We start from the raw sequence: 16,955 nt of genomic DNA, 5'->3' as shown, positions 1-16,955 counted from the left end.
TTCTTTAACTACAATACCATATTTAAAGCCAATATTTTTAAAAATAACCCTAAATGAATCAAAAATATCCTCATTAATAACCTTTCTACGATATTTAATTACCAATACCAAGTGATAGGTTAATATGTATACTGAATGTTGATTCCTATTCAAATTACTGCTAATAATAATTATTATAAGAAAATAACTCTTTAAAAATTAATAAAAAAAATAGTATACCCAACTTGCAATTCATCCACAACTTTACAGAAGTTGTGGTATTTTTGCATCATTAAGATAAAAAATTTTACAAAAATGAATGATTAGATATCAATGACAGTTTCCAAATGCTCTCTGGAAATCTTTAATATATATAAGAAAGAAAAAAATTATTGATTAAAATGGAAAATTTAAGAAATGATATCAAAACAATAATTAACAGTGCCTATCCTTACATTAAAGAATTCAATCCTGCGCAAAAAGCCGTGATTGAATCTGGATATATTGAAGACAAATCAAACTACATTATATGCATTCCAACAGCAAGTGGTAAAACAGTATTGGGAATATTGCCTGCCCTAAAGACCATACTTGATGGCGGAAAAGCGGTTTACGCCGCACCATTGCTTTCAATACAAAATGAAAAGGTAAAGGAATTCAAGGCATTTGAGGAGCATGGAATAAATGTTGGAAAACATCCCTCCACTGCGGACTTATCTGTTATGGTTTTTGAATCATTTGACGCACTTACAAGATTTTCCTGGAACACCCTAAGGGATGTGGACACCTTAATTATTGACGAATTCCATATGATTGGAGAGTTCAGCCGTGGCCCGACACTTGAGGCTGCAATCACCAGAGCAAAAATAATCAATCCTTCAATGAGAATAATAGCACTTTCCGCAACACTGAAAAACATTGAAGAAATCGAAGGATGGCTTGAGGGAACATGCATTGAACACGATTACCGTCCGGTACCATTGCACAAGGAAGTTCTGGATGCCGAGATGTTCAACACCAAAAACAAGAATGACGTAATCGTGAAAGTATTGGAAAAATCAATCAAGGACGATTCCCAGGCATTGGCATTCGTTTCAACAAGACGATTTACAGAAAGTCTTGCAACATACGTCGCCAAAAAAATCGACAAGAAACTCAACGTCAAACAGAGGGAGAAATTCAAGGAAGTCTCAGAAATGATACTTGAAGTTCCAAAAAAGAAGGGATCCCTTCCAACAACCACCTGTCAAAAGCTGGCCGAAAGCCTGGAACATGGAATAGCATTTCACCATGCGGGACTTTTCAACGAACAGAAGGAAATCATCGAGGACGAATTCAGAAATGGAAACATATTAATGATTACAGCAACCCCTAGTCTCATGTATGGAGTGAACCTGCCATCAAAAACCGTGGTGATTAGGGACACAACCCGATGGACACAAAACGGACCTCAGCCTATTCCTGTTTTTGACTATGAGCAGATGTCCGGAAGAGCGGGAAGACCACAATACGATGATGTGGGATATTCATACCTCATTGCAAAGACCATGGACGAGGCATTCAACCTTGAGGCATACTATGTTGAAGGTGAAATCGAACAGACAAACTCAAAACTGGTCGACAACAAGGATGCAATCTTCAAACAAATCATTGCCCAAATCGCATCATCACTTTCCAAAAATCTTGATGAACTGACAGAATTCTTTTCAAAAACATTGTACGGATATCAGATGAGCAACAATCCTTCAATGGCACTCTTTGCCCAGGACAGCATAAAATTCGAGCTTGAAAGCGCAATAGAATTCCTGCTTCAAAACAGAATCATAAGGGCAACACCGGAAGGATTGAAAACAACCGATTTCGGAAACCTGATTGCAAGGTCAAACTATTCCGTTGAAACCGCAGTTAAAATCAAGGAATACATTTCAAATATCGATTCAATCAATGTCTCCGAATTCATCTACGCACTGTGCGAGACCCCTGACGTGCCTTTAATCTCATTTAAAGGAAGAAAATCAAAAGATCCAGTCAGGGACAAGTTGTCCGAAGAGGGTCTTTTTGCTGTTGATATCGGCAATGTCGAGGCCACTGCAGTTTCACTCATGGAGTGGGTTGATGAGAGAAACGAGTATGAAATCGAAAACAAGTATAACGTTTATTCAGCCTCAACCAGAAGATCAGCTTACGAGGCATCACGCCTTGTTAAATTTGCAAAGGACACTTCCGAAGTACTGGGCAACTATTCAAATCTTAAGGACTTTGACTTTTTATCCGCAAGATTGTACTACGGCGTAAAAGAAGACATCATTCCATTGGTGGTTGGCGTTAAAAGACTTGGAAGAAAAAGAGCCAGAAATCTTGTAAAAATATTTGGAAATGATTTGAGTGGTGTTTCAGAAAACGAGTTACAAAAAGTAGAAGGTATTGGTCCAAAATTAGCTGAAAAAATAAGATTATTCTCAGAAAATTAAAAAGGTGGGATTTAACCTCCACCTTCAGCAACACTGGAATCCATTTGCATGTCTTCCAATGCGGATGCTTTTTCCTTCATTGCTTCGATGTCAATTTTATCATCATCCCTTTCATCATAGAAAGAGGATTTTTTAATGTCCTTTTCATCAAGCAGTTCAACTAGATTAGAACGATACCATAAATTGGTTTTTTCAAGTTTTACCCATCCGCTGCCATCCTGTGTTTTTACATCAACAACCTTGCCGATTGTTCCTGTACCAACATATCTGGCATAAGAATCAAGAGCAATTTCTAATCCTCTTGCATCAAAAACCATTTTACTACCTGTTTATTCTTCAACTTCAATTTCAACAGTTTCAGCTTCTTCTTTAACTTCTTCTTCGGTTTCTTGAGTAATTTCAGTGTTTAAAATTACATATGCACCGATGGTTGCAATATCCTCGAAAGAGATTTCAAGTTCGTCTTTAGAGAAGATATTTTTTTGTAAAGTTAAAGTGATTGTTTCAATTTTACCGGTTTCTTTGTCAAAATCGACATTTTCAACTTTACCGACTACATTTGCATTTTTATCTAAAACAGTAGATCCTATGAATTCTTTAATTTTCATAATTATCACCTTTTTATTATAATATAATTTATAAATCACTAAATATTTAAATGAAACCCCTATATATAATTAACTATTGAATCATGAGGATAGAAAATGGAAAAAGCATGCAGAATTATTATTGATGACATCCTTGATGGAAAGATTACCGCCCGAAAACAACTTGAAGTTAAAAAAAGACAATTGTGCCGTGACCTAAAGCTTTCAAAGTTCATGAGCAATGCGGACATATTGGAATATGCAAAACCTGAAGAAAAGGAAATCGTTTCTGCAATCGTTAAAAAAAAGCCTACCAGAACAATATCAGGGGTTGCGGTTGTTGCGGTAATGTGCCATCCGCATAAATGCCCTCATGGAAGGTGCTTTTATTGTCCCGAAAGTGATATCGCACCTCCAAGCTATACCGGAGAGGAGCCTGCCGCACTCAGGGGCAGAATGTATGACTACCACCCTTATGTCCAATGTTTTAACCGTCTAAAGCAGCTTAAAAAAATTGGCCATCCGATTGACAAGGTGGAGCTGATTATAATGGGAGGGACATTTCCTTCAAGAGATCTGGACTATCAGGAATGGTTCGTTTCACAATGTCTAAAGGCAATGTGCGACATCGGTTTGATAATGGAAAACAAACCGACAAACTATGAGTATAATCTTGATTATGATGAGATAAGGTCATTTGAAAGTGGAGTCTTAAAGACCTATGCTCCAAATGATTATGTCCTGATTGACGATGTTCAGAAGGTCAATGAAAACTCAAAGGTCAGATGTGTCGGAATGACATTTGAGACAAGACCGGATTACTGCAAAAAGGAGCACATCAACAGAATGCTTGATTTTGGAGTCACAAGAGTGGAACTTGGAGTTCAGACACTGTCAGATGATTTATATGTTAAAATCAAACGTGGACACACAATTGCAGATGTCATTGAGGCAAATCAGCTTTTAAGAGACTCCGCAATCAAAGTGGCAATGCACATGATGCCAGGGTTATTTTCAAACCAAAAGCAGGATTTGAAAATGTTCAAGCAGCTTTTCAGCGACGATAATTTCAAGCCAGACATGCTAAAAATCTATCCGTGTCTGGTGACTAAGGGAAGCGAACTGTATGATTTGTGGCAAAAGGGAGAGTATGAGCCCTATACTGATGAGGAAGCTGTCGAATTGATTACAAAGGTTAAGGCAATCCTTCCGAAATGGGTCAGAACAATGAGAATCCAAAGGGATATCCCGTCAACGCTCATCGAAGCTGGAGTTTTAAAGTCAAATCTTGGAGAAATCGTTTATAATAATCTGGAAAAGCATGATATCAACTGCAAATGCATCAGATGCCGTGAAATAGGTCACAAGAAAACATCACAGGAATATACACTTGATGATTTTGAACTGTTCAGCGAAAATTACACAGCCTGCGAGGGTCAGGAATACTTCCTTTCAATTGAGGATTTCAATGAGGAAAGCCTTGCGGGATTTTTAAGGCTGCGCCTTCCCTCAAAAAATCATTTCAGACCTGAAATCAGTGACACAACAGCACTTGTTCGTGAACTGCACGTTTATGGAAATATGATTAAAATTGGAGATAAGAATCCTAAAATCGGCCAGCACACCGGATTTGGTGAAAGACTCCTAAAAGAGGCTGAAAACATTGCAATCGATAACGGAAAAGATGAAATCGCAATCATCAGCGGAATTGGGACCAGAAATTACTACCGCAAATTTGGCTATGAAAAGGTCGGCCCATACATGAAGAAAAAATTAATATGAAAATATTTAAATAATATGTTCGTATATATACTAACTAATTAAAGAGAGTGTTACTATGTACAATATAAAAAATTCAAAACAATTAGCAAGTCTAATTAATTACACTAATTTAAACAATATGATTAGTGAAAGTGAAATGAAAGAATTTCTTGAAAAAGCAAAAGAATTGAACTTCCATTCAGTAGTCATATCACCAACATATGTTCCTTTAGCAAAAGAAACCTTAAAAGATACAGAAATAAAAATCGGAAGTGTCGTGGGATTCCCATTAGGTTTTGAAGATACCGAAAGCAAAGTTGCAGAGGCAAAGGAACTCATCGAAAAGGGAGCCGATGAAATCGAAGCGGTGATAAATCTAAATTACCTAAAAGATGAAAAATACGATTTGCTTGAAAACGAGATCAGACAACTCAAGGATGCCGTTGGAGACAGAATCCTAAAAATCATCATTGAAACAAAAGCTCTGGAAGACTATGAAAAGGCAAATGCAGCTAAAGCCGCACAGACTGCAGGAGCAGACTTTGTTAAAACATCCACCGGATTCATGAGTCCAAACCACATTTTCGAAAATGTAAACGACATAAACATTATCCAAAAATACGCTCCAAAAATCAAAATCGAACTTTACGGTGGAATCGATGAATATAAATTTGCAAACCAGGTATTGACTGGAGGAGCTGACTTAATTGGAAGTAATAAAGGTTATGAAATTGTCAAAAGATACAAAGAATTAAGAGAAAACACTCAGGTAACACCAAAACCAATCACACTAACCAAAAAAGATTAGATTAAAAACAACCATCACTTTCTAATCTAATTCAATGAAAACCATATATTGAACCTATCGCCATATAGACAACAGGAGTATCAACACCAAAAAATAATTAAAAAGAATACTCTAAATCAAAAAAATATTTCAGAAATAGTAAAAACAAGTGCCATGGGCCGATGGACCGAACGAGATTCGAACTCGTGATCTCCTCCACGTCAAAGAGGAATCATACCCCTAGACCACCGGTCCTATACAACATAATATAGTTAGGTTAAACTAATATATAAAGTTTACTAAGTTGAATAGAACAAGTAGTGAAAAAAAATAATTTGAAATAAAATAAAAAAAATTGACCAAGAAAATGGCCAATAGATTTTATTATATAAAGCTTTTATTGAAAATAACTAACTAACAAATCTATTTGATTGCTAATTTGATATCTTCAGCTTTTACAGTTTTTCTACCAGCGTGGCGTGCGAAATTAACAGCTTTTTGTGCGATTTCGTCACCTTTTTCTTCTAATGCTTCAGCTAATGCAATTTTTGCATCATCACTAATTCTTTGTGCGCCAGCATTTTTTAAGATACGACCGACTGGTGCGATTGGTAATTCACTCATAATTACACCTCCAATTAAATGATAGTATACAATAGTATATAAAGGTATCGGTAAAAAAGCATATACAACCCTCATATTTAACCATAATATCTATTACAATATGCTTTTGAAAATTAAAAAAAAATATAGATATTACAAAAATTTAAAGGATACATATCAACAGTATTATCAAAATAAGATAAATAAGAAAAATAAAAAATAAAATTTATAATAATTCACTTTTAAGATAAGTGGAAGTCGCTTCAGTGATTTTTACATCAACAAAGGTTCCTAATTCAACATCATGAACAATAACTGGAATATAATTATTTGTTTTTGCAATATATCCACCTTTAGAACCCTTTTCAACAACCAAAACATTTTGAATAGAATCTAGAAATTCAACGTTCTCTTCCTTCGTGATTTCTTCCTTGATTTCGGATAAAAATTTGGATCTTTCCTTCATCACTTTTGGAGGAATTTCCTTTAGGGAAGATGAAATTGCACCTATCCTGTGCTGGTATTTTGACAAATGTATCAGACTTGGTTTGATTTGTCTGAGCAATTCAACGGTTTTATCAAAATCATCATCACTTTCTGTAGGATATCCCACAATGATGTCAACTGCAAGTGTGATATCGGGAATTTCCTTTTTGAATTTTGATACGATTTCCTTATACTGTGAAATGTTATGGCCCCTTCTCATGTCTGAGAGTACCTTGTCACTTCCACTTTGAACAGGTAAATGAATAAAATCATATACCTTCGGATGTTTCATCGCATCAATTATTTCATCAACATTATTTAAAATGTTTTTAGGATGCATCATTCCAACACGTACACGAAAATCTCCTTCTAAATTAGCCACTTCTTTAATTAAATCAGACAGTTTTTCACCACTGTCACGACCAAATGCTGCAGTATCCTGGGCAGTCAGTTGTATTTCACAGGCCCCATTTTCAATAGCTTTCTTCGCTTCGGCAACAATATCTGAAATAGGATAGCTGTTCAATGGCCCACGTGCAAAACGAGTACAGCAGAATGTGCATGCTCCCAGACAACCTTCACAAATTTGAAGGATATGAATCAAACCGTCATCACTTACCTTAGGAACACCAACTTTCGAATCTTTTGAAAATCCGGTTTCACGAATAACCTCCCCGCAGTAAGTGGCATTAACAACACTGGCTGACTTGTTTAGCTGATGAGGACCGATCCATGAAACATTCGGCCCGATTTTTTCCAGTTTTTCAGGATCAATTTCAACCATGCATCCCCCGACAATAATTTTTTTATCGGGAAATTCCTTTTGAAGCTTTTGAATCCTAAAAACCATCTTGTCTTCAGTAGGCAATTTAACATAGCATGTATTTACAATGACTACATCGGCCTCTTCTATACTTTCAACAAGATCAATATCATTTTCAAGGAGATTTCCTGCAATGATTTGGCCGTCAGCCTGATTAAAAGTACAACCGTAAGATTCGATAAAAACTTTCATTTAATCCCTTTCTGATTTTTTAAATATGTTTTTGGTTAAATCATAATCATAATTATTGAATTTAACCGGTTTTGAATAAACCCTCTTGATGACATTTGCCTTTGCAAATCCTGAGGTCAGTTTTCTTTCCTGTGTTTTGATGACATGCACTTTAACAATATGATTGTCAATTTTTACAACATCTCCCGGAGCGATTTCAAAATCCCTTTCCAAATCGAGTTTGTATGAATCGACTTCACCATGCAAATCAACTGAAAAACCTATACGTGCAGGAATTTCAATAGAAGATGCCCAGATGGTATTCACATCTTCAAGTTGGGATTTTTTAACCCTTTTGTCTCCAACCTCGATACCTGAAACTTCAACCTGGCCAAACTCACTAAGTAAAACATCACCAATCTCCAACTCGTCACTTGGAGAGAGGTCGATTGTGGTCTTGTGAGACTTGTCCTGCTCTGAAATAATTATCCTGTAAGGTCTAGGTTTTTTTAAGGACACGACATCCTTAAAAACGTGACCGCAATCTTCGCATTTAAGCAAATATTCCTCTGTAAATTTTTTCTTGGATGTTTTCTGTTTTGAATTCAAAATTTCAATTTCATCAGAACCACAAATTGGACAATCCATATTTATGCCCCCTTATCAGAATCATTTAAATAATGGTTTACCAAACCGCCGTCTTCCAAAATACTTAACATGAACTCCTTGAATGGTTCAAAAGTTTTGGACTCACCGGTGGTTTCATTGACCAATGTTCCTTTTGACAAATCTATGTTTATGATATCTCCGTCTTTTGCTTCAATATCTGATACGATTACCGGCAGCCCGATATTGATTGCATTTCTGTAAAAGATTCTTGCAAATGATTTGGCAACGATTGCGCTGACTCCTGCAGTTTTAATTGCAACAGGTGCCTGTTCCCTTGATGAACCGCATCCGAAGTTTTCATCTGCAACAATGATATCTCCTGATTTGACATTTTTGGTAAAATCCGGCCTTTCCCCCTCCAGGACATGGTCTGCCAAATCCTGAGGATTGAAAGTTCTCAAATATCTTCCGGGAATTATGACATCAGTGTCTATGTTTTCCCCGAAAGTCCATGTTTTTCCTTTAATAGCATCCATAATCATCACTGTAATAATAATTAATAATAAAAAATATGGAGTATTCGAGTTGCCCCGAATACAAAATAAGTTAAGGTGATTTTGTTTTTTGTTTATTCAGATTTTTGATTTAAAGGTTGTGCGAACTCTTTTTCCACACTTTCACGATACATTGAATTCATTGTACAGAACGGTATGATTCTGCCGTCAGGTGTAGCGTAGTGGATAACACATTTTTTAACACGGTCCTCATCAAAGTTGAAAGGATCCATAAAGTGCATACATGAGATAAGCATAGCGTCTTTGGAGAAATCTCCCAAAGCATCATAATCCCCTTTTGCAAATACATTCAGCAATATTTTTACGATATCCAAATCCTTAGGGGTTTTGCTTCTATGAACCATTTTAGGAAGATGTGAAGTTAAACCGGCCAATACTCTTTTACGTGATCCAAATTTACCTCTTTTGAGTTTTTCGTTGTACTCTTTAAGTTTATCAAACAAGTCTTCAACTTCAATAAAGTCTGTAATAGGAATTAACTTGTCCTTTCCACTGCCTTCAGTCTTTTCCCTGAACACATAAGTTGCGATTCCACAGTGCTCATGACAGTTTAGAGTTACTTTTGATGACTCTTCACCATCCAATAGGGATATGAATTCAGCAATAGGTTCAACTGAAGATGGCGGATAAAATGAACTTACAGGCACCTGACCGTCGGTTTCCTCTTCAATGGTTTTGACAAAGTCAGGAATTGTAATCCTCTGCTCTTCCACATGGTCGGATGGAGTTCTTCCTGAAAATGATACAGGCTGGAAGTTGACTCCGTAAATGTTTTCATTGTGGTCAAATGCGAATTTGATTATTTCACCGATTTGATGATCGTTTATTCCCCTTACCAATGTAGGTACAAGCACAACACCTAAACCGACTTTTCTACAGTTTTCAATAGCCTGAATTTTGTCCGGAAGTAAGTCTCTTCCCCTGTTGTTGATATAAGGTTCAGGAGTTACACCATCAAATGCAAGATATACAGTATTTAATCCAGCAGCTTTCAGTTCAGCTGCAAGGTTTTCCCTTTTAGCCAATCTTATACCGTTGGTTGCGATTTGAACGTGAGTGAAACCTTCCTCTTTAGCCATTTTAACAAGTTCAACTATATCTTTTCTGACAGTAGGTTCTCCACCTGCAAACTGTATAGCTGGACATGGATGAGGCTTTAAGTTTCTTAAGTTCCTAAGCATCTGTCTGATTTCATCCTGTGTCGGTTCATATTTGTATCCTGCAACTGCCGCATTAGCAAAACAGATTGGGCATCTCAGGTTACATCTGTTTGTAACATCGATTAAACCTAAAACGGTGGATGTTTCGTGTTTGGAACATAATCCGCAGTTGCTTGGGCAGGCTCCAGTATCTTCAACACAAGGATTTTCAATTTTTGTAACAGTAGGAATGAAATCTTCCATCCTATTGTATAACTCATCATCTGACCAGTAAGTGTTGATAAACTCCCCGTGTTCATCGCAAGTTTTTTTGATTAAGATTTTGCCATCCTCATCATAAACTTCAGCATCAAGAGGTTTGCCACATTCTGGACATAAACTTTTTGTATCTTTAATTTTCAAAAAAATCACCTTTAACAATACTAAAGCAATGTTAGTATTAACTTACATAATATAATATATTTAAAACAATTTAATATTTAAATATTATTAATTTTATATAATTATATAATATAAAATCGGAGCAGAAAAATAAATGTCCCTCAATATTCAGATAATTCTAATTGCATTCTTGACAACATTATACTTCATCCTGCCGGCATACTTCTCAAATGGTGGGGCTTTAGCCTTTGGAGGTGGAACACCACTTGATTTTGGAAAAAGTGATTCAAAAGGCAACCGCTGGATTGGAGATGGAGTTACATGGAGAGGATTGATAGCGGGAACAATAATAGGTATAATTACAGGTACAGTACAGGGATATGTTGCACCATGGATTCTTCCTGAAGTTAATCCATTTTTAATAACACCAATCATAACAGATGTAAATAGCGGAATATTAATAGGATTCCTATTGGGATTCGGTGCATTGCTCGGTGATGCATTAGGCAGTTTTTTAAAAAGAAGATTGGGAATCGGCAGAGGAAAGCCTGCACCAATTCTTGATCAGTTAGATTTTATAATAGTTGCTTTGATTTTGGTTGCACCAGTGGTCCAACTCAACTGGATATTTGTTGTAATAGCATTAATACTGACATTAATAATCCATTTGATTGCAAACACCCTTGCATATTTACTTGGATTAAAAGACGTGTGGTATTAATTCAGGTATTTTTCCATCATGACCGCTGTTCCAATAGCCGGAGCAACAGTACACTCATCATCACTTAAAATATCACCCATAGATTTGACATTCAAACCTAAAAGTTCACCTGCAGGCCCATCCAGAATATCTTTTCCAAGACCTGTTGTGACAACTAAATCCAAATCTTGAGTTTCGTGGACCTGTTTCAGGCCGTCTGCAATTTGAGCGATTTGTTTTTGATGAATGAACTTTGACATCTCAACAATATCATCCATGCTCAACATTTCCAAGTCAGCACAGACTACACGTGCAATTCTGCGGGCACACTCAATTTTGGACTTTCCTTCACCGTCGAAAGTGTCGCAGATATAATCACTTTCATCAATCAAATCCAAAACCATATAAACATCCGCAGTTTGGGCGAACAGTTCAGAAGCGACACGATATTGCTTATCCTTTAATTCAACCTTGTCAAGAAAGCTGGCAAGATTTGTTCTCAAAGTTCCGGTATAAACCAGTTCACCTGTTGCAGACCTGTCAAAATCAGATTTTCCGATAGCACACTCCTTACCATCCTTAACCGGAATGATATCAGTGGTTGTGCTTCCGGTATCAATGAATATGCAGTTATCTGAAATCAGTGTAGCAATTTGTGCGGTTGCAACCCAATTTGCGGCAGCTGCCTTAAGTGGAGTTTCCTCGATTTCAAGTTTGGACAGCATTCCATCAATGCCCACATATGCAACAGGGCATGAAAAGGTGTCCTCACATTTTTTCACAATATCCAAAACTCCGTCTTTTTTAGTATCATATGCATCAACAAGTTCTGCAGTCATTGAAATGCCCACAGCGTCAATTTCGGATAACGGACATATATTTTCTATCAATTCTACAAGAACCCGTGACAGGTCATCATTATTACTCCACATTGGAAGATATGCAAAATCAACTTCAATGTTTTTTATTTCACCATTCTCAAAGTCAATTACTGCCAAATCGGTGTTTGCACCACCAATGTCAAATCCTGCAATTTTCATAAATTATAATCTCCTAATTACCAGTGATTCTCCGGATTTTTTAAATTCAACTTCACCATCCAGAGTAATGTCAATATCATCAATGTTAATTTTTCCGTCAATTAATTCTATAATGCTTTTACCGATGTTAATGTTGGAAACTTTAGTCAAACCCACATATGGTGTTGTGAATCTTGAGTTGATTTCCAAAAGATAAACTGAGTATACATCATGTTCATCGGCGTTTATCAGCATGTCCACACCGACAAAACCTTTTATACCATCCATGGCTTCAACTGCCTTTGTTGCAATTTCAAAGGCCTCATCCCTATATTTGCTATCATATGGCAATCTTCCACCAAGATATCTGCCCTTGTCATTTTTTAACTCAATGAACTGTTCATTCAAACTTAATGGAATTGCCTTTTCACCATCGGATATTAAACTGACGCTGATGTCTGTTCCCTCAACATATTCCTGAACGATAACCCTTGAACCCGGTTTGAAAATCTTATCCAAATCCAGGGTCAGCTCACCAATGTCTTCAATAATTACAATATCCTCACAGTCAACACCGTTCAACGGTTTGATTATTAATTTCAATGGTGTGAGAGGGTCTTCTGACTGCCATTTTTCATGCAAGTTTTCAATCGCCCTTTTCCAGTAACCCTTAGGATCTATTTTAAACCTGAAGGACCTTGGCTGGGGAACTTCCATAGGCAATGCCTCATAGGTTTCATATTTATCGGATGTTTTAAAGCAGGCCTCGGAACTTGAGGTGTATGTATTAACGTTGTTGTCTTCCAAAATTTTAGTAATGTTATACAGATTGTTGTTATTCTCAGCGGCAATGAAAATAGCATTGTCAAAGTTTGCCGCATTGTCATTTAACCAGTCAACAACGTTTTCATCAATCAGAATCGGATTGACATTATCATATTTTTTTACTGCATCTTCATAGGATTGGTTGATTACCAAATCCACATTAAAATCTGACAAATCGTCTAAAAGAGCAAATATCAATTCTTCAGCTTCTGAAATGATACATTTATCCTTTTCACCTGAAGCTGTAAAATACTCAAATACCAGTAGGGAATCATTCTCGTTCATCATAGCTAATCATCATACCATTTAAATTTAAATCGTCACTTGGAAAGCGCATTTTTTCTCCATCGAATACCATATGAATTAATGAATTTTCATTTTCCTCGAATTCCTGAACGGTAATGTCCTCATCAATTGAAGCCATTTTTCTTGTAAATGAACTCATGATATCCTCAGGAGCTTCAATATTGAGCAATCCTTTATTGTAATAATCTTCAATTGCATCCACAGTCAGTTTTGCTGAATCTCCTCCACCATAAGGATTCGGAGCATTTTTCATTTTGTCTGCAAATTCATTATCATTCAATATCTTGTTTGCATTTTCCAAAATAGCCTCCTTATTTGATCCGACAAGGATATTTCCTCCTGCAGTTACGGTTTCGGGCCTTTCAGTATTATACCTTAAGGTCAATGCGGGTACGTCAAGGGTTATCGCCTCTTCCTGAAGACCTCCGGAATCAGTTAAAATTAAAGTGGACTTGGATGTTAAAAGCAGAAAATCAAGATAACCCAATGGCTTTATAATATGAACATGCTCCATCTCATTCAGCTCATCAAACAGTCCAAAGTTTTCAAGAGTGTTTTTGGTTCTTGGATGGATTGGGAAAATGATATTCATCTGGTCCAATTCCTTTAGAGCTTCGATAATGTTGATTACCCTTTCCTTTACATCAACATTCTCGGCCCTGTGCATGGTCAGGGTCAAAATGTTATCCATATTCTCAATGTCAAGACATGCCAGGGATTCCTCTTCAAAACCTTTTTTGCGTGCAATTTCCAAATGCCTGAAACATGCGTCAACTACGGTATTACCAGTGATAAGGAGGTTTTTATGTGAAAATCCCTCTGCAAGCAAATTTATTGCAGATTCCTCAGTTGGAATAAAATACATTGTTGATGTTACATCGGCGGCCCTTCTGTTGATCTCCTCAGGCATTGTCATATCAAATGAACGCAATCCCGCTTCAACGTGACCTATTGCAATATGCAATTTAGATGCAACCAGTGCTCCTGCAAGAACTGCATTGGTATCACCCTGAACAAGGACAATATCAGGTTTTTCTTTCAGAAGAACCTCTTCGATACCTTGCATCATCAAACCGGTCTGCTTTCCATGGGTGCCTGATCCAACATGAATATTGTAATCTGGTGTTGGAATTTCAAGGTCTGTGAAAAAGTTATCTGACATTTCCTTGTCATAATGCTGGCCTGTGTGTAAAACTATCTGGTCGATGCCCCTCTTTGATATCTCATCAATTATAGGCGCCATTTTAATAATTTCCGGCCGTGTTCCTAAAATTGTCGCTATTTTCATATTATCACTGATTTAATTAATTTGCAGTTATAACTGCCACTGAATAATGAGTATGGTACAACCGCAAATATAACCTCAACATTATATTTATAATCATTAATTTAAATTTTTTTCATTGACCGGAAAACCTCAAAGCATTTTTCTAAGCTCATCAAAATTATCATCAATGAATTGCCTGTAATTGGGATTGGCCAATACCCGATACTGTTTTATCCCGGTTTTAAGATATGCCTCATGCATTATGGCCTGTAAATCCTCAACAGGACTATTCAGCACAACATTTAATTTATTTCTTTGCTCATCAGTCAGGTTATCCATATATGATTGTACTGCAGATTTGAATCTTAAAACCAGATTGGAATTTTTTCTGGCAAACCTTTCAAGCAGAAATGACGGCGCCAGCGTAAATAACCTCTCATATTCCTTGACATCATCATAAGTAATTCTTTCATCCATCCTATCAAAACTCATGCAAATCATTTAGGCTTTTTATCATCGATTCACGAATTGCGTACTTCCTCTGCAAATTTGTTAGGGAATCAACAAGATTTCGCCTGAACCTTTCACAGGCATAGTCGTCATATCTGAATTTGATTCCATCATACTGAATGTCCATTAAAATAAGATAATCGGGATCTGTCACCTTGATGTATGCTCTTGGCTCGTCTTCAGCAGGATTCAATAATCTTTCTACTTCCTCAAGACTCATCTTATCCGTTGCAACATCAATGAACACCCTCATCATTTTCCGCACCATGTTCCACAGGAAGGACTCCCCGTAAATGTCTACAAAAATAGGTGTGAGGGTTCCGTGCAGATTCGGAAATTCCCTTTTGTGATAATCGTTCAATTCGACCTTGTTGATTATTATGTCATCTATTGTCCTTGTTGTGGTCTTTTGGTATCTTTTTGTGAAATTTGTGAAATTATGTGTTCCCTTGAATATCTCCGCGCACTGCCTCAGTTTATCCACGTCAAGGTCATGGAACAAAAAGTAACGGTATTGTCTCATCTGCGCATATCTCGGCTTGAACGCATAGCGAACAGGCGCACTTGCAAGAATCTGTATATCATCAGGCAGAGAATTGTTGATTTCATTAACCCTGACTTCCTTTTCTGATTGAAAGCTGATAACGTTTCCCAAACTGTGAACCCCCGCATCGGTTCGCCCGGCAATCCTGAATCTGGACTTTTTCAAATCATCAATGTAGTCTAGTTTGCGTAAATGATAAATTAATTCCTCTTCAACGGTCCTCAAATCCGGCTGTCTTTGAAAACCGTGAAAATTTGTTCCGATATATCCAATTTTTAATGCAGTTCGCTTCATCAATATAATATTGGCAACAATATAAAATAAGTTTTTAGTGGAAAAATTAGAGGAGAGTAAATAGCTATTTTATAGCTATTTACAAAAAGTTATGACTCAGTATTGACAATTAGGCGATTAAATATGACAGTAGATAATTAAAAAATTTTTTAAGGAAAGATAGTTATATGCCAGTTTATTTTAATTATCTACAATTTTGATTTGATTAATCTATTATATTCTTAATAGTAATAACTATATATATTTAATTATATCTAATAATTTCTTAAAATAGTTTAATACCCCAAACAGGCGATAAAATACGATTTAAAGGAATAATATAAAAATATATTTAACAATGAAACTAAACAACCTATCATATTAATTTAATGAAATTTAGTATTACTTTAAAATAGTTATATAAATTCTTAAATTTAAAAAAAAAGATAACCTCATCAGTTAAAATTGAGTAGAAATAACATTATTCTAAAAATCAAATATTCCCATATTTTAACTAAAAAATTAATGAAAAATAAATAAGAATGAGGAGATTGAAAAAAGTAATACTATTTTAAAAAATAATACTACTTATTTCTTAAGACTTTAACCATATGAGTAGTTTCATCATAATCATCCTCTTCAACAGTTATCTCATAGCCACTGTACTTCCAAAAAGGCAATCCTGATTCAAGATACCTGTGAGTATGCAAATATATTCTATCATAACCACTATCTCTTGCAAAATCCTCAGCAGCGTCAACAAGCAAACGAGCTATTCCCTTACGACGATAATTACGATCAACCATCAATCTCCAAATGCTTGCTGTGTCTTCACGAGAATAAATCCCTCTGAAAAATTCAAAATCCTTATCATACTCCCTAATACCAATTGTAGCAACAATTTTATCCCCCTCAAAAGCAATAAAGAAATTGCTTTTAGTAGGATTAATGTAATACTGCTCCAATCCAAAAATATCATAATGAAATTTTTCAGTTGGTCCAATATGATACTCATTATTTATTTGGCCAAATAAGAACTCTTTAACCTTTTTTATTTCAGTTTCATCATTTTCTATTTCTCTAATTACAACATCCATAGTATCATCAAAAAAAATTAA

The 16,955-nt window shown here is 36.0% G+C and carries 18 protein-coding genes and 1 tRNA gene; 4 read left to right on the top strand and 15 right to left on the bottom strand.

Annotated features, from left to right (window positions below; genetic code table 11):
* A partial coding sequence (locus tag QZV03_RS08800; protein WP_296875937.1) for a transposase occupies window positions 1–153 on the bottom strand: 153 nt, incomplete at its 3' end.
* A gap of 218 nt (window positions 154–371) precedes the next feature.
* Between QZV03_RS08800 and QZV03_RS08795 the strand changes: the two genes are divergently transcribed.
* The gene (locus QZV03_RS08795; protein WP_296875934.1) at window positions 372–2,450 is read left to right on the top strand and encodes a DEAD/DEAH box helicase; all 2,079 of its coding nucleotides are present in this window, start codon (window positions 372–374) and stop codon (window positions 2,448–2,450) included.
* A gap of 11 nt (window positions 2,451–2,461) precedes the next feature.
* On the opposite strand, the gene QZV03_RS08790 is transcribed toward QZV03_RS08795, so the two are convergent.
* Both QZV03_RS08790 and QZV03_RS08785 read right to left on the bottom strand, forming a co-directional pair.
* Window positions 2,462–2,767, bottom strand: a complete 306-nt coding sequence (locus tag QZV03_RS08790) for a DUF2098 domain-containing protein (RefSeq protein WP_296875932.1) — start codon at window positions 2,765–2,767, stop codon at window positions 2,462–2,464.
* A 12-nt stretch (window positions 2,768–2,779) separates the two neighbouring features.
* Window positions 2,780–3,058, bottom strand: coding sequence for a PRC-barrel domain-containing protein (locus QZV03_RS08785; RefSeq protein WP_296875930.1), 279 nt, complete (start codon window positions 3,056–3,058; stop codon window positions 2,780–2,782).
* A 96-nt stretch (window positions 3,059–3,154) separates the two neighbouring features.
* Between QZV03_RS08785 and QZV03_RS08780 the strand changes: the two genes are divergently transcribed.
* The gene (locus tag QZV03_RS08780; protein ID WP_296875928.1) at window positions 3,155–4,819 is read left to right on the top strand and encodes a tRNA uridine(34) 5-carboxymethylaminomethyl modification radical SAM/GNAT enzyme Elp3; all 1,665 of its coding nucleotides are present in this window, start codon (window positions 3,155–3,157) and stop codon (window positions 4,817–4,819) included.
* Window positions 4,820–4,874: 55 nt separating this feature from the next.
* Complete coding sequence (gene deoC, locus QZV03_RS08775) at window positions 4,875–5,606, top strand: deoxyribose-phosphate aldolase (RefSeq protein WP_296875926.1); 732 nt, start codon at window positions 4,875–4,877, stop codon at window positions 5,604–5,606.
* A gap of 162 nt (window positions 5,607–5,768) precedes the next feature.
* On the opposite strand, the gene QZV03_RS08770 is transcribed toward deoC, so the two are convergent.
* The 6 genes from QZV03_RS08770 to tes form a co-directional block, all read right to left on the bottom strand.
* Window positions 5,769–5,840 (bottom strand) — tRNA-Val (locus QZV03_RS08770).
* Window positions 5,841–6,008: 168 nt separating this feature from the next.
* The gene (locus QZV03_RS08765) at window positions 6,009–6,209 is read right to left on the bottom strand and encodes a histone family protein (RefSeq protein ID WP_042691314.1); all 201 of its coding nucleotides are present in this window, start codon (window positions 6,207–6,209) and stop codon (window positions 6,009–6,011) included.
* A 205-nt stretch (window positions 6,210–6,414) separates the two neighbouring features.
* Window positions 6,415–7,689, bottom strand: coding sequence for a tRNA (N(6)-L-threonylcarbamoyladenosine(37)-C(2))-methylthiotransferase (locus QZV03_RS08760; protein WP_296875925.1), 1,275 nt, complete (start codon window positions 7,687–7,689; stop codon window positions 6,415–6,417).
* The gene (locus QZV03_RS08755) at window positions 7,690–8,316 is read right to left on the bottom strand and encodes an HVO_0476 family zinc finger protein (protein WP_296875923.1); all 627 of its coding nucleotides are present in this window, start codon (window positions 8,314–8,316) and stop codon (window positions 7,690–7,692) included. It abuts the gene before it with no gap.
* 2 nt (window positions 8,317–8,318) lie between these two features.
* A complete protein-coding gene (gene hacB, locus QZV03_RS08750; protein WP_296875921.1) occupies window positions 8,319–8,813 on the bottom strand; it encodes a homoaconitase small subunit in 495 nt (164 codons plus the stop codon).
* A 92-nt stretch (window positions 8,814–8,905) separates the two neighbouring features.
* Entirely contained in the window at window positions 8,906–10,414 is a 1,509-nt protein-coding gene (gene tes / locus QZV03_RS08745) for a tetraether lipid synthase Tes (RefSeq protein WP_296875919.1), read from the bottom strand.
* A 133-nt stretch (window positions 10,415–10,547) separates the two neighbouring features.
* Here tes and QZV03_RS08740 point away from each other — a divergent pair, with 133 nt between their 5' ends.
* The gene (locus QZV03_RS08740; protein ID WP_296875918.1) at window positions 10,548–11,114 is read left to right on the top strand and encodes a CDP-2,3-bis-(O-geranylgeranyl)-sn-glycerol synthase; all 567 of its coding nucleotides are present in this window, start codon (window positions 10,548–10,550) and stop codon (window positions 11,112–11,114) included.
* Here the strand turns inward: QZV03_RS08740 and QZV03_RS08735 are convergent.
* The 6 genes from QZV03_RS08735 to QZV03_RS08710 form a co-directional block, all read right to left on the bottom strand.
* The gene (locus tag QZV03_RS08735; protein ID WP_296875916.1) at window positions 11,111–12,133 is read right to left on the bottom strand and encodes a hydantoinase/oxoprolinase family protein; all 1,023 of its coding nucleotides are present in this window, start codon (window positions 12,131–12,133) and stop codon (window positions 11,111–11,113) included. The genes QZV03_RS08740 and QZV03_RS08735 overlap by 4 nt on opposite strands.
* Window positions 12,134–12,136: 3 nt before the next feature.
* Window positions 12,137–13,225 (bottom strand): ATP-grasp domain-containing protein, encoded by a 1,089-nt coding sequence (locus tag QZV03_RS08730; RefSeq protein WP_296875914.1) that lies wholly within the window; start codon window positions 13,223–13,225, stop codon window positions 12,137–12,139.
* Entirely contained in the window at window positions 13,209–14,531 is a 1,323-nt protein-coding gene (gene wecB / locus QZV03_RS08725) for a non-hydrolyzing UDP-N-acetylglucosamine 2-epimerase (RefSeq protein WP_296875912.1), read from the bottom strand. The genes QZV03_RS08730 and wecB overlap by 17 nt, the downstream gene beginning before the upstream one ends.
* A 129-nt stretch (window positions 14,532–14,660) precedes the next feature.
* Window positions 14,661–15,002: a hypothetical protein gene (locus tag QZV03_RS08720; RefSeq protein ID WP_296875910.1), complete on the bottom strand. Its 342-nt coding sequence runs from the start codon at window positions 15,000–15,002 to the stop codon at window positions 14,661–14,663.
* Window positions 14,992–15,858, bottom strand: a complete 867-nt coding sequence (gene truA / locus QZV03_RS08715) for a tRNA pseudouridine(38-40) synthase TruA (protein WP_296875908.1) — start codon at window positions 15,856–15,858, stop codon at window positions 14,992–14,994. Before truA ends, QZV03_RS08720 begins: the two co-directional genes overlap by 11 nt.
* A gap of 563 nt (window positions 15,859–16,421) precedes the next feature.
* Window positions 16,422–16,934 (bottom strand): GNAT family N-acetyltransferase, encoded by a 513-nt coding sequence (locus tag QZV03_RS08710; protein WP_296875906.1) that lies wholly within the window; start codon window positions 16,932–16,934, stop codon window positions 16,422–16,424.
* Between the last annotated feature and the right edge of the window lie 21 nt (window positions 16,935–16,955).

Source organism: uncultured Methanobrevibacter sp. (assembly GCF_902788255.1).
In the GTDB taxonomy this organism is placed as follows: domain Archaea; phylum Methanobacteriota; class Methanobacteria; order Methanobacteriales; family Methanobacteriaceae; genus Methanocatella.
The sequence above is the reverse complement of the archived record's forward strand: the minus strand, read 5'-3'. Positions and strand labels throughout refer to the sequence as shown.